We start from the raw sequence: 12,815 nt of genomic DNA, 5'->3' as shown, positions 1-12,815 counted from the left end.
GCCAAGAAGAGTGGCACAAACGGTGACGAATTGCGCACTCAGTGACGCATGCGCACGCGCGTGACGCTCGGGACGGGAGTGACGACCGCCCGACGGGTCTCAGCCGCCGGGTGCGACGAACTTGATGTGGAGCCGGGTCTCCTCGGGCTGCAGCGCCATCGGGGTGATGATCCCCGGCAGCGCCACCACGTCGTAGAGTTCCTGCACCGGCCCTCGGATCGCGAGACGGTGCTCCACATCGCCGGTCGTGAGGTTCACCACGGCAATGTGGCAGAGCGGCTCGACCCCCTCCCGGTCCAGCCGGTCCTTCAAGCCCAGCCCGTCGAAGGTGCGGTCCTCGCGCGGGCAGGAGACGCCGATCACCGCGTGCTCGCCGACGAAGGCAACGCCGCGCGCGAAGCCCTGCAGGAAGCAGATCGGCTCGAAGCGCCCCGTGGCGAGATCGACGTGGCCGAACTCGCCGGTCCCGGTCTGGAGCACCCAAAGCCGCCCCTGATGGAAGCGCGGCGAGTGCGGCATGGAGAGGCCCTCGGCCACCGCCTCGCCGCTCGCCACGTCGATCACGACGCCGCCGTCCTTCCGCTTCTCCCGCCAGGCGTCGGCGAGATTTGTGCGCGCGACGCAGGTGACGTACGCCGGCTTGCCGTCGCGCATGGCGAGGCCGTTCAGGTGGCAGCGGTCCTCGGCCGCGATGCGGTCGATGAACGGCGGCTGCCAGATCGGCGCAAAGCTCGCCCGCTCGGCCAGCGTCGCGAGGCAGTTGAAGCGGGTGACGACGAAGATCGGCCTGCCGTCCGGGTCAGTCTCGATGTCGTGGATGTCGACATCGCCGGTGGAATGGCCGGTAACCGGGACGAACACGGCATCGTTGTCGTTCCGTTTCTGTCCCGGGTCGAGGTAGTTCTCGAAGCGCCAGAGCTGATAGAGCGAGGACATCCAGAGCGTCCCGCCCGGCCCGGTGCCAAGCCCCATGCAGCGCGGGAAGCTCCGCGTCTGGATGGAAAGCCGGCCGTCCGGCCCGGTGCCGATGAGGAACAGTTTGCCCGCCTGATAGGTCGTGAAGGCGAGGCTGGTGCGCGCCTGTGCGAGCCAGGCTGCGAACAGCCGTGATCCCACCAGCTCCAGCCGGGACGTCTCCGCCATTCACTTCCTCCGCGTATTCCCCACCCGGCGATCCCGGCCGAACCGTTCTCATGGCTGCAAGACGTGCCGGTCACAACCCCTTGGAACGATAGCTCGCGGCCACGCGCTCGATCGACACGAGATAGGCCGCGACCCGCAGATCCTCCACCTCCTTGCGTCCGTGCCAGACCTCGCGCATCGACTGGTATGCCGTGCGCATGGTGTCATCCAGCCCGGAGCGGACGAGCTCCAGTTCCCCCGCACCATGCAGGTATTCCGCCTTGAAGCGCTCGGTGAAGCCGAACTTGTCGCCGGTCGCCTCCTTCAGCAGCCGGTCGAGCTCGTCCACCAGCAGGGCGTGCTGCGCTTCCTCCTGCCGGCGCTGCATCCGGCCGAAGCGGATGTGGCTGAGGTTCTTCACCCACTCGAAATAGCTCACCGTCACGCCGCCGGCGTTGGCGTAGAGATCGGGGATGATCACCGTCCCCTTCTGACGCAGGATATCGTCCCCGCCCGCGGTGATCGGCCCGTTCGCCGCCTCGATGATGAGCGGGGCGCTGATCCGGTCGGCGTTCGTGAGGTTGATCACCGATTCCATCGCCGCCGGGATCAGGATGTCGCACTCCGCCTCGAGCACCGCCGCGCCGTCCGGGACATAGGTCCCCTCGGGGAAGTCCTTGACGCCGCCGGTCGCGCCGATGTGCGTGCGCAGGAACTCGATCGGCAGCCCGTCCGGGTTCATCACCGCGCCGTCGCGCTCGATGACCGCGATGATCTTGGCCCCGTCCTCCTCGGAGAGGAACTTCGCCGCGTGGTAGCCGACGTTGCCGAGGCCCTGCACGATGATCCGCTTGCCGTCGAGGCTGCCCGAAAGATTGGCCCGCTTTACGTCTTCCGGGTGGCGGAAGAACTCGCGCAAGGCGTACTGGATGCCCCGGCCCGTGGCCTCGACGCGGCCCGCGATGCCGCCCGCGTTCAGCGGCTTGCCGGTGACGCAGGCGCTGGCATTGATGTCGGTGGTGTTCATCCGCCGGTACTGGTCGGCGATCCACGCCATCTCTCGCTCGCCGGTGCCCATGTCGGGCGCGGGCACGTTCTGGCTCGGGTTGATGAGATCGCGCTTGGCAAGCTCATAGGCGAAGCGGCGGGTGATGAGTTCGAGCTCGTGCTCGTTCCACTCGCGCGGATCGATGCGCAGGCCGCCCTTGGAGCCGCCGAACGGCACCTCCACGAGGCTGCACTTGTAGGTCATCAGCGCGGCCAGCGCCTCGACCTCGTCCTGGTGCACGCCCATGGCATAGCGGATGCCACCCTTGACCGGCTCCATGTGCTCCGAGTGGACGCTGCGATACCCGGTGAACGTGTGGATCGCCCCCCGGAGCCGCACGCCGAAGCGCACGGTATAGGTGGAGTTGCAGACCCGGATCTTCTCCTCGAGACCGGGCGACAAGTCCATGAGCCTTACCGCTCGGTTGAACATGAGATCGACGGATTCGCGAAAGCTTGGCTCGCGTAGCGGAGCGTTCATTCTGACGTCCCCCGGGACCGCGGCTCAAGACGGCCGCCATGCGAGCTTACCCATCGCGATGCCGCGCCGGCAAGTCGTCGAAACCGTCGCACGACTGTAATGTATCGCACCAAGGGTATGCCAATGTATTCATTCCAATATTTGCGCTGAGTGCATACGGGCCATGCATGATGCTGCGTTGCAATACGGGACAACTGGCCTCAAGTTCATCCAGGAGATGCCGCGGGTTCGCGGCAAGGTACAGGAGTTCTTGTCATGCTGAAGACCACCATCGCCGTCGCGCTCGCCGCCATCGCGCTGCCCGTCGTGACGCTGCCCGCACTCGCCGGCGAGGTCCGCACCGCGACTCCGATCGAAGCCACGGCCCTCACGACCGACGACCTTCAGATGGTCGCCTACTTCGTTCCGGCCGGCGACGACCGCTACGAGGTGACCGCGACCTGGCTCGATGCCGACGACAACGACGCGCGCCGGCTGGTCCTCAGCCTCGACGATGGCGATCGGGTGAGCTTCGCGCTTCCCGGCAACGAGGACACCGTCTTCACCTTCGCCCGCGAAATCGACGCGGTCACGATTTCCTCGAAGCCCGCCGGCGGCGCGTTCCGCAACGCGAGCCTCTGAAACCCCGAGGACTGAACGAAGCCGCGCGTCAGGTGCCGCGCGGCTTCACGCGCCGTGTCGCCTCGGCCGCGGCCGGATCCTCCGGCCACGGATGGCGCGGATAGCGCCCGCGCAGATCGCGCCGCACGTCCGCATAGGACGTGCGCCAGAAGCCCGGCAGGTCCGCGGTCGTCTGCACCGGCCGCTGCGCCGGGGACAAGAGCTCAATGACGAGCGGGATGCGCTCCGGCCCGACGGTCGGATGCTCGGTCATGCCGAAAAGCTCCTGCAACCGCACCGATACCCGTGGCGCGTCGTCGGAGTAGTCGACCGGCAGCGTGGTGCCGGTCGGCGCCCGCACGCTCGCCGGCGCCAGCCTGTCGAGGCGCTGCCGCCCGTCATGCCCGAGCCGCGCGTCAAGCGCCCCGGCGAGATCCACCCGCCCGAGATCAGCCGCCCGGGCGAAGCCCGCCAGCCAGGGGACGAGCCAGTCATCGAGCTCGGCCAGCAATCCGTCATCGGAGAAATCCGGCAGGTCCGGCGCCCCGTGCCGCCGAAGCCACTCCACCCGGCCCGCCAGTCGCCGCAGGGCCGGCGTCCACGGCAGCGCCCCGAGCCCGAGTTCGCGAAGCCCCGCGCCGAGTGCAAGCGCCACGGCTTCCGGCGGCGCCTCGCGCCATTGCCGGTCCTCGAGCGTCAGCGCCCCGAGCCGCAGCCGCTCGCGGGCAATCACCGCCTTCTCGCGCCGCGACCACTCGCAGACCGTCTCGTGCCGCAGCTCCGCCGCGTGCAGCTCCCGCAGGTCACCCTCCGTCACCGGCAGCGCCAGCCGCACCGTCGCCTCGCGCAAGTCACCGTCGAGATCCGCGGCGACGATGAATGGCGCAGTCCCGAGTTCATCTTCCGCCGGCAGCACCGCGCCCTTGCCATTGCCGAGCAGATAGCGGGAAGCACTGCCCGGACGCCGCTGGCCGATGCGATCGGGGAACGCGAGCGACAGGACCGCGCCGGGCGAAAGCCCGCCCGTGCCAGTGCCCTTTGGCGCCAGCGCCCGGAGCCGCTTCGCCTCGGTGCGGATCGCAGCAACCGCTGCCGGGTCGGCGGCCCGGGTTCCCCGCAGCGCCGCGAGCCGGAGGGCGAGGTCAACCGGCGGCCGGCGGCCCTCCCCGCGCAGCGGGTCACGCCCTTCGACCAGTGCCGCGAGATCGGCCGCCAGCGCACCGGACCCATGGGCCGTCGCGACAAGCAGCATGTGTCCGAGCCGCGGATGCACCGGCAGCGCGGCAAGCGCCTTGCCGTGCCCGGTGATCCGCCCGTCAGGCCCGATGGCGTCCAACGATGTCAGCAGCGCCCGCGCCTCGGCGAAGGCCGGTGCCGGCGGCGGCGTCAGGAACGCAAGCCCGTCCGGCGCGTCCGCGCCCCAGACCGCCAGCTCGAGCGCCAGCGGTGCAAGGTCAGCGCTCGCGATCTCCGGCGGCGGGTGGAGCGGCAGCGCGCCCTCCTCGCCCTTCGTCCAGAGCCGGTAGCAGCGCCCCGGCGCCACGCGGCCGGCGCGTCCCTGCCGCTGGACCGCCTCCGCCCGGCTCACCCGCTCGGTGACGAGCCGTGTCATGCCCGACCCGGGATCATAGCGCGCCCGCCGCGCCCGACCGGCGTCAACCACCACGCGCACATCGGGAATGGTGAGCGAGGTCTCGGCGATCGCCGTCGAGAGCACGAGCCGCCGCCCCTCGGCGAGCGGCGCGAGCACCGCGCGCTGCGCCGCGAACGGCAGCCCGCCATGCAGCGTCTGAAGGACGACGCCCGCCGGCAGCCGCCCGCCGAGCCGCGCCGCGACCCGCCCGATCTCACCCTGCCCGGGCAGAAAGACGAGCACCCCGCCCTCGCTCTCGCCGAGCGCGGTCAGCACCACCGAAGCAACCGCGTCCTCCAGACGGGCAGCGCCGGCGCTCCACGGCCGGTCGAGCCAGATGATTTCCACCGGATAGGCGCGTCCCTCGGCGGTCACGACCGGCGCGTCGCCGATCAGCGTCGCCACCGGCCCCGCGTCGAGGGTCGCCGACATGACGAGCACCTTCAGATCCGGCCGCAGCGCCCCTCGCGCCTCGAGCGTCAGCGCGAGGCCGAGGTCGGCCTGCAGGCTCCGCTCGTGGAACTCGTCGAAGATCACGCAACCGATGCCGGGCAGGTCCGGCGCCGACTGCAGCATCCGCGTGAGAATGCCCTCGGTCACCACCTCGATCCGCGCGCCCGCCACCGCCTCGCCGCGCATCCGGTAGCCGACCCGGCCCCCCGGCCGCTCGCCCAGGGCCTCCGCCAGCCGCTCCGCCGCTGCCCGCGCCGCGACCCGGCGGGGTTCCAGCATCAGGATCCGCCCCGGGACCCCGGCCTCCAGCAGCGCCAGCGGCACCCGCGTCGTCTTGCCGGCCCCGGGCGGCGCCTGCAGCACCGCGGCACCGCCTTCGAGCGCTGCCACCAGCGCCGGCAGCACCGGCTCGATTGGCAGCAGCGCCCCGCGCGGCGCCTCGCCCGTCATCGGCCTCAGCCCCTGCGGGCGACGACCGCCGTGCCGAAGTTCGTCGGCGCCTCGATGCGCTGCAGCCGCGCGATACCATCCGCCCCGACCGTGTAGCTGAGCGTGAAGGGAAACTGATCCCGGTCGAGCGAGCCGAGCGCATCGCCCTTCATCCGGCTGTAACTGCCCTTGCAGGTCAGCGCCGTGCCACTCGCCGTCGCCGGCCCGACCTTCAGCCGCGACCGCCGCATCCCGTCGAACATGTCGACCGTGACGTTGCAGGCATCGGCCTTCGGCACGTCCCGCAGCAGCCGGAACGCCGCGGATACCGGGTCAAGCGTGCCACCCTGATCCGCAGGATCGGCGCTGTTGTCGCGCGGCGGCACGATCGTCACCGACGTGGGCTTGCCGTTCTTCCACGCAATCGTCGTCTGCCGCACGTCGCGCGACGACTTGGACTGCGCCTCGAAATGACCGGGGATGACCGTTCCGTCGGCCTTCACCGTGCCGGTTGCCTTGCCGTGGAAGAAGAAGCTGGTGAAGAAGCCGACGACCCCGGTCGCGTCCACGTCTGCCGTGGCATTGTAGCTCGTGCCCGACGTGCTCCAGGCCATTCCCACCGTTCCGACCGGAAAGCCCATCACCCGGAAATCGAAGCTCGCCTGCTGTGCATGGGCCGCTCCGGCGGTCAGAAGAACGGCGAGGACGGCCGCGAGACCTTCGGCGCGAAACGGCAACGGCATGGGACTTCCTCGCGTTGGCTCGGGACAGGCGGAGCGAGGTATGCCAAAGAGACGGGATGAATTGAAGGGCCGACGGAGGTGACGCTTGCGTGAAGCGGAGGCAAAGGCACTTGGGCAGCGCGTGGCAGACGGCGACCGCCGGGCGCTGGCCCGCGCGATCACCCTCGTCGAATCGACCCGGGCGGATCACCGCGAAGCCGCGCGCGCGCTCCTCGCAGCCCTGCCCGTCCGCCCGGCGCTCCGGGTCGGGCTGACGGGCACGCCGGGCGTCGGCAAGTCGAGCTTCATCGAGGCGCTCGGCATGATGCTGACCGGCGACGGCCTCCGCCTCGCGGTCCTCGCGGTCGATCCCTCGTCCGGGCGCTCGGGTGGCTCGATCCTCGGCGACAAGACCCGCATGAGCGAGCTCACCCGCCAGCGCAACGCCTACATCCGGCCTTCGCCGAGCCAGACCGCGCTTGGCGGTGTCGCCCGCCGCACCCGCGAGGCGATCCGCGTGGTCGAGGCCTGGGGGGCGGATGTCGTGCTCGTCGAGACCGTGGGCGTCGGCCAGTCCGAGACCATGGTCGTCGAGATGACCGACATCTTCGTCCTGCTGATCGCGCCGGCCGGCGGCGACGAGCTTCAGGGCGTCAAGCGCGGCATCATGGAGATGGCCGACCTGCTGCTCGTCAACAAGGCCGACGGTGATCTGGAGGCGCAGGCGCGCCGCACGCGCGCGGACTATGCCGGGGCGCTGCGGCTCATCCGCCCCCGCCCGGGCGATCCGGCAGGCTGGCCACGGGCGATGTGCGTCTCCGCCGCCACCGGCGCCGGCCTCGCCGAGGCGTGGGCGTCGATCCGGGAGCTTGCCGAAGCCCGGCAGACGGCCGGCACCTTCGAGACCCACCGCCGCGCACAGGCCGAAGCGTGGTTCAGGCATGCGCTTGAGACAGGCCTCCTCGCCCGCCTCGCCGCCCACCCCGGCATCGCGGCACTCCGGCGTGAGGCCGCGTCTCGGGTGGCGACGGGCGAGCTTACGCCGGAGGCCGCGGCCGACCTGGTGCTCGACGCCTGGGGGGGAAACGGCTGATCCACCCTTGACGCCCCGCACCCCAGCTAGTATGCGGCGCCCTCAACGATTGCCCCGGCTCGCTTCGTGGGCCCCCGATACTTGCAAGGACCGAACCCATGTCGCGCCGCTGCGAACTGACCGGCAAGAGCCCGATGGTTGGCCACAACGTGAGCCACGCCAACAACAAGTCCAAGCGGCGCTTCCTGCCGAACCTGAATGACGTCACGCTGACCAGCGAGACCCTCGGCCAGGCCCACCGCTTCCGCATCTCCGCCTCGGCGCTGCGCACCGTGGATCACCGCGGCGGCCTCGACGCCTTCCTCGCGGTCGCGCCGGACACCGAGCTCTCGACCAAGGCGCTGAAGCTGAAGCGCGAGATCGCCAAGGCCCAGACTGCGGCCTGATCTGTCGCCAGCCTGATCTTTCGGCTGTCTGATCGCCGCCTGATCCGCCCGACTTCCCACCGTGCAGCCCGGCGGCGCGGTATCGGAGGCAATGGCCCGGCGCCACGCGCGCCGGCGAGCCGCTGCGCCTGATACCCATCTTCCCGGACACGCACCAGCTTCCCCGTCGCGCCGCCCTGCGGGCGCGTGCCATGGCGTGCGCGGCTCCGAACCCTCCGGGCCTCCCATCAGAAACTCGGCTCAGAAACTCGGCTCAGAAACTCGGCTCAGAAACTCGGCGGCGTGCAGGCGCTGACGACCACGCAGGGCTCGGTCCCGACGCATCGGAAGCGATGTGGCAGGCGGCTCTCGAAGTAGTAGGCGTCTCCCGGTCCGAGGATCCGCCGGTCATCTTCGACCGTCACCTCCAGCCGTCCCGAGATCACGATGGCGCCCTCCTCGCCCTCATGGCTCAGCGGCACCTTCCCGGTGTCCGCCCCCGGCTGATAGCATTCCTTCAGGATCTGCAGGCTGCGCCCGAACATCGTCTCGCCGACCTGACGATACGAGACCCCACCCTTGCCGATCTCGACCAGTTCCTCCGCAGCATAGAACACCTTTCGCGGCCGCTCCGGCTCGAAGGCGAAGAAGTCGGCAAGCCCGATCGGAATCCCGTCGAGGATGCGCTTCAGCGCCCCGACGGACGGATTCGTCGCATTCGACTCGATGAGCGAGATCGCGGAATTCGTGACCCCGACGCGCTTTGCAAGCGCCCGCTGCGACAGGCCGTGACGCTGCCGCAGATGGCGCAACCGGCCGCCGACGTCGACATGGGCGGAGGCAGGTGTTTCCACTGTTCCATATCCCGAAATCAGACAAGCATCGATCTTTTATTATCAATGAGTTATCGTCAATCAGAAAAGGACTTGTTTCGTCGCGTCAAGCGTGGACTCTACAGTAAATCACCCCGGGAGATTTGTGATGCCGCTCGACCGCCCGAATGCGCCGAAGCTTGAAAGCTACTGGATGCCCTTCACTGCCAACCGCCAGTTCAAGGCGGCGCCGCGCCTTCTGGTCGCGGCCGAGGGCATGCACTACACCTCCGCGGACGGCCATCAGGTGCTCGACGGCACGGCCGGCCTCTGGTGCTGCAACGCCGGCCACGGCCGGAAGCAGATCACCGACGCGGTCAGCCGCCAGCTCGCGACCCTCGACTACGCGCCGTCGTTCAACATGGGCCACCCGATCGCCTTCGACTTCGCCGAGCGCCTCGCCGCCATCGCGCCCGGGCCGGAGGGCGCAAAGCTCGACCGCATCTTCTACACCAACTCGGGCTCGGAGAGCGTCGACACCGCGCTGAAGATCGCCATCGCCTACCAGCGCGCCATCGGCCAGGGCACGCGCACCCGCGTCATCGGCCGTGAGCGCGGCTATCACGGCGTCGGCTTCGGCGGCATCTCGGTCGGCGGCCTCGTCAACAACCGCCGCGTCTTCCCGCTGATCCCGGCCGACCACCTGCGCCACACCCACGACCTCGCCCGCAACAGCTTCGTCAAGGGCCAGCCCGAGCACGGCGCCGAGCTTGCCGACGACCTGCAGCGCATGGTCGACCTGCACGGCGCCGAGACGATCGCCGCCGTCATCGTCGAGCCGGTGGCCGGGTCGACCGGCGTCCTCGTGCCGCCGAAGGGCTATCTCGAGCGCCTGCGCGAGATCGCCACGAAGCACGGCATCCTGCTGATCTTCGACGAGGTCATCACCGGCTTCGGCCGGCTTGGCGCGCCGTTCGCCAGCAACTTCTTCGGCGTGACCCCGGACCTCGTGACGACCGCGAAGGGCCTCACCAACGGTGTCGTCCCGATGGGCGCGGTCTTCGCCTCGCGTGCCGTCCACGACGCGCTGATGACCGGCCCGGAGAACGCCATCGAGCTCTTCCACGGCTACACCTACTCCGGCAACCCGGTCGCCTGCGCCGCCGGCCTCGCCACGCTCGATGTCTACGAGAGCGAGTCGCTCCTCACCCGCGCGGCCGAGCTTCAGGCGAAGTGGGACGCGGCGATCCACTCGCTGAAAGGCGCGGCGAACGTCGTCGACATCCGCACCATCGGCCTGATCGCCGGCATCGAACTCAGCCCGCGCGACGGCGCTCCGGGCGCACGGGCCTACGACGTCTTCGTCGACTGCCTCGCCAAGGGGCTGCTGATCCGCGTTACCGGCGACATCATCGCGCTGTCGCCGCCGCTGATCGTCGAGGAAGCCCAGATCGATCAGATCGTCTCAACCCTCGGCGACGCGCTCCAGCGCGCCGCCTGATCCTCGAGGCGCCGGCCAGCGGGGCCGGCCGGCGCCGCTGCTCACGACGTCAAGGGACGATCCGCACCGCATTCACCCGGGCCGTGATTGAACCGGATCAAGCGAAGCATCGACGCGCCGCGGGCCGGCCGCGATGCTTCGCTCGTCCTTTTTCCCAGCGGGGTCAGCCCCCGGTCATCGGACCCGGATACACGGCGAGCCGGGAGCGGACCCGTCAATCGCCCACCGCGACTGTCGGTCGGACGCATTTTCCGACACGCACTCATGTTGCGGCGTGTCGCGCGATCCCGGCCGGATTTCGCCGCTGCGCAGCAACAATTTCGTTTCTCATGTGCGCCAATTCAGTCCGTTGCCGGAATCATTTGTTCATGGCACCGTATTTCATGTTTTCAGCGACCATTTTCCCGCGGCGTTCATCGCGCCTTCTCCGAGAGGACTTTCCATGTCCGTTTCTCTACTTCGCATTCGAATTGCACGCCGATCCGGCGGCACTCTCCGGCTCTCGATAGGGGCGTTCGTGTTGGCGGCGTCTCCGGCGCTCGCTCAGGTCGATGCCCGGATCGTGGACAACCCTCCCGAGGCCACTCTGCGGACGGCTCCCGAAGAGCCGACCGTTGCGCTGCCGCACGCCGGGTTCGATGCAACGAGGAAACCGGCGCCCACGGAACGCGGCGTCGGCGCGGAGGTCTTCTATGATCTTGCCATTCGCTACCAGGACGGAACAATCTTCAATCCGTCGACGGGGACCGACGACCCGGTGCGGCTGCGCAGCTACGTCGGTGCGGCAACGGGCGGGTCTCCCCAGTTCGCCGCGCCGACCGTGCGGATCCTGCCCGGCGAGACCTTTCGGCTGACATTGCGCAACGAACTGCCGGCCGACGACCCGACCTGTCCCGGCGCCGGCGGAGTGAACGTACCGCACTGCTTCAACCGGACGAACATGCACACGCACGGGCTGCACATCAGTCCCACCGGCAACAGCGACAACGTGCTCGTCTCGGTCAGTCCCGGTGTCAGCTTCCAGTACGAATACAATATTCCGCCCGACCATCCGGCCGGAACCTTCTGGTACCACTCGCACCTTCATGGCTCGACGGCGCTTCAGGTCTCGAGCGGAATGGCCGGTGCGCTGATCATCGAAGGTGGGCGCATTCCGGCGCTCGCCCCTGACGGCGGCTACGTGACGGGCGATGTCGATGTCGTGCTGCGGAAGCCGGGAGGCGAGCCGTTCCGGGACCGCGTGATGCTCTTCCAGCAGATCGCCTATGCCTGCCGCGACGGCGCAGGCGCCATCAAGGCGGCAACGACCGGCGCATGGTACTGCGATGCCGGCGACGTCGGCGAGGTCGAAGGCTACGACCAGTTGACACCGACGAGCTGGAGCGCCTCGGGCCGCTTCACCAGCATCAACGGCGAAGTCATGCCGACGCTGGCCCGCGCGGTCGCGGGCGAGGTCGAGCGCTGGCGGCTGATCCACGGGGGCGTGCGCGACTCGATCAAGCTGCGGTTCCGCAAGATGGAGCCGGCAGGCAAGACCGTCGTGGCCGCCAGGCTCGCCACCGCCGACGCGCGCCAGGCCTTTGTCGATCAGCGCTGCACCGGCGCTCCGCTGCCCGCACTCGGGCTCGCTGCCGATGGCCTGACCCGTGGCGCACTGGACGAGCGCTCGGACACGATCCTCCAGCCGGGCTACCGCGAGGACCTGCTCGTGCGCTTTCCCGAGCCCGGGGTCTACTGCGTGATCAACGGTGAGCTGCAAACCGACCAGGCCGTCAACAACGAACCGCATGGGCGCGAACTGCTCGGCTATGTCCGCGTAGACGAGGGAACCGCGCCCCCGTCAGCGGGAGACAGCATCCTGGGCGCGCTGATCGCCTCGGCGGAGGCAAACCTTCCCGACGATGTCGGCGCCCGGGTGGTTGCGGATCTTCAAGACGGCATGCGGCTTGCCGCCTTCGCCAGGCACCCCGATGTGGCAGCGGAGGAAGTGACCGGCCGGCAGACGCTGGGCTTCCGCATCTTCAACGGCAGCCTGCCGCCCGCCCCGCCGGCGTTCCGGTTCGAGATCGGCGAGCTCGGCCGGGATCTCGCGGGCAACCTCGCCCTCATGAACTCTGCTCCCTACGATCCTGTCCGCATGGACCGGACGCTGGTGCTCGGCGCGGTCGATGAATGGACCATGACATCATTCGCCGCCAATCACCCGTTCCACATCCACGTCAACCCCTTCCAGATCATCGAGGTGCTCGATCCGACCGGAACCGACGTGAGCGGACCGGGCAACCCGAATGTCAGCCAGTACGCGAACCTGAAGGGTGTCTGGAAGGACACGCTGATGGTCGAGCAGGGCCACGTGATCAAGGTCCGGACACGGTACGAGCGCTACATCGGCGACTTCGTCCTTCACTGCCATATTCTCGACCATGAGGATCAGGGCATGATGCAGAACGTCCGGATCGCGATCCCGGACGGCACCGGAGGCGCCGCGGTGGCGCATCACTGAGCGATTTGCCGGAACCGGAACGGTCTCGGTCGATGTGACCGTTCCGCAGGGCAA

Annotated in this window: 10 protein-coding genes; 5 read left to right on the top strand and 5 right to left on the bottom strand. The window is 69.2% G+C overall.

Annotated features, from left to right (window positions below; all coding sequences use genetic code 11):
* Positions 1–99: 99 nt before the first annotated feature.
* Positions 100–1,143: a TIGR03032 family protein gene (locus HNP73_RS15135; RefSeq protein WP_184151420.1), complete on the bottom strand. Its 1,044-nt coding sequence runs from the start codon at positions 1,141–1,143 to the stop codon at positions 100–102.
* A 70-nt stretch (positions 1,144–1,213) separates the two neighbouring features.
* Positions 1,214–2,650: a Glu/Leu/Phe/Val family dehydrogenase gene (locus HNP73_RS15130; RefSeq protein ID WP_184151417.1), complete on the bottom strand. Its 1,437-nt coding sequence runs from the start codon at positions 2,648–2,650 to the stop codon at positions 1,214–1,216.
* A 255-nt stretch (positions 2,651–2,905) separates the two neighbouring features.
* Here HNP73_RS15130 and HNP73_RS15125 point away from each other — a divergent pair, with 255 nt between their 5' ends.
* The gene (locus HNP73_RS15125) at positions 2,906–3,271 is read left to right on the top strand and encodes a hypothetical protein (protein ID WP_184151415.1); all 366 of its coding nucleotides are present in this window, start codon (positions 2,906–2,908) and stop codon (positions 3,269–3,271) included.
* Positions 3,272–3,299: 28 nt separating this feature from the next.
* Here the strand turns inward: HNP73_RS15125 and hrpB are convergent, their stop codons facing one another.
* Positions 3,300–5,786, bottom strand: coding sequence for an ATP-dependent helicase HrpB (hrpB, locus tag HNP73_RS15120; protein WP_184151412.1), 2,487 nt, complete (start codon positions 5,784–5,786; stop codon positions 3,300–3,302).
* Positions 5,787–5,791: 5 nt separating this feature from the next.
* On the bottom strand, positions 5,792–6,508 hold the full coding sequence (locus HNP73_RS15115; protein WP_184151409.1) for a DUF3108 domain-containing protein: 717 nt from the start codon (positions 6,506–6,508) through the stop codon (positions 5,792–5,794).
* An 85-nt stretch (positions 6,509–6,593) separates the two neighbouring features.
* Between HNP73_RS15115 and meaB the strand changes: the two genes are divergently transcribed.
* Both meaB and rpmB read left to right on the top strand, forming a co-directional pair.
* Positions 6,594–7,580, top strand: coding sequence for a methylmalonyl Co-A mutase-associated GTPase MeaB (gene meaB, locus HNP73_RS15110; protein ID WP_184151406.1), 987 nt, complete (start codon positions 6,594–6,596; stop codon positions 7,578–7,580).
* A 98-nt stretch (positions 7,581–7,678) separates the two neighbouring features.
* The gene (rpmB, locus tag HNP73_RS15105; RefSeq protein ID WP_184151403.1) at positions 7,679–7,966 is read left to right on the top strand and encodes a 50S ribosomal protein L28; all 288 of its coding nucleotides are present in this window, start codon (positions 7,679–7,681) and stop codon (positions 7,964–7,966) included.
* A 266-nt stretch (positions 7,967–8,232) separates the two neighbouring features.
* Here rpmB and HNP73_RS15100 read toward each other — a convergent pair whose 3' ends face one another.
* Positions 8,233–8,799 carry a cupin domain-containing protein gene (locus tag HNP73_RS15100; protein WP_184151400.1) on the bottom strand — a complete coding sequence of 189 codons (567 nt, stop codon included), beginning with the start codon at positions 8,797–8,799 and terminating at the stop codon, positions 8,233–8,235.
* A 127-nt stretch (positions 8,800–8,926) separates the two neighbouring features.
* On the opposite strand from HNP73_RS15100, the gene aptA reads away from it, so the two are divergent.
* Both aptA and HNP73_RS15090 read left to right on the top strand, forming a co-directional pair.
* Complete coding sequence (gene aptA, locus HNP73_RS15095; RefSeq protein ID WP_184151397.1) at positions 8,927–10,258, top strand: omega-aminotransferase AptA; 1,332 nt, start codon at positions 8,927–8,929, stop codon at positions 10,256–10,258.
* Between the two features lie 517 nt (positions 10,259–10,775).
* A complete protein-coding gene (locus HNP73_RS15090; RefSeq protein WP_425486639.1) occupies positions 10,776–12,761 on the top strand; it encodes a multicopper oxidase family protein in 1,986 nt (661 codons plus the stop codon).
* Positions 12,762–12,815 lie beyond the last annotated feature (54 nt).

The sequence above is a fragment of the Amaricoccus macauensis genome, from assembly GCF_014201905.1.
Taxonomy (GTDB): Bacteria; Pseudomonadota; Alphaproteobacteria; order Rhodobacterales; family Rhodobacteraceae; genus Amaricoccus; species Amaricoccus macauensis.
Note: the sequence above shows the minus strand (reverse complement) of the source record. Positions and strands in the feature narration are given on the sequence as shown.

What these genes read in the sequence shown, in the direction of transcription:
- rpmB (WP_184151403.1), top strand. Translation starts at nt 7,679, where the DNA reads ATGTCGCGCCGCTGCGAACTGACCGGCAAGAGCCCGATGGTTGGCCAC.
- HNP73_RS15130 (WP_184151417.1), bottom strand. Translation starts at nt 2,650, where the DNA reads ATGAACGCTCCGCTACGCGAGCCAAGCTTTCGCGAATCCGTCGATCTC.
- HNP73_RS15135 (WP_184151420.1), bottom strand. Translation starts at nt 1,143, where the DNA reads ATGGCGGAGACGTCCCGGCTGGAGCTGGTGGGATCACGGCTGTTCGCA.
- HNP73_RS15125 (WP_184151415.1), top strand. Translation starts at nt 2,906, where the DNA reads ATGCTGAAGACCACCATCGCCGTCGCGCTCGCCGCCATCGCGCTGCCC.
- aptA (WP_184151397.1), top strand. Translation starts at nt 8,927, where the DNA reads ATGCCGCTCGACCGCCCGAATGCGCCGAAGCTTGAAAGCTACTGGATG.
- hrpB (WP_184151412.1), bottom strand. Translation starts at nt 5,786, where the DNA reads ATGACGGGCGAGGCGCCGCGCGGGGCGCTGCTGCCAATCGAGCCGGTG.
- HNP73_RS15115 (WP_184151409.1), bottom strand. Translation starts at nt 6,508, where the DNA reads ATGCCGTTGCCGTTTCGCGCCGAAGGTCTCGCGGCCGTCCTCGCCGTT.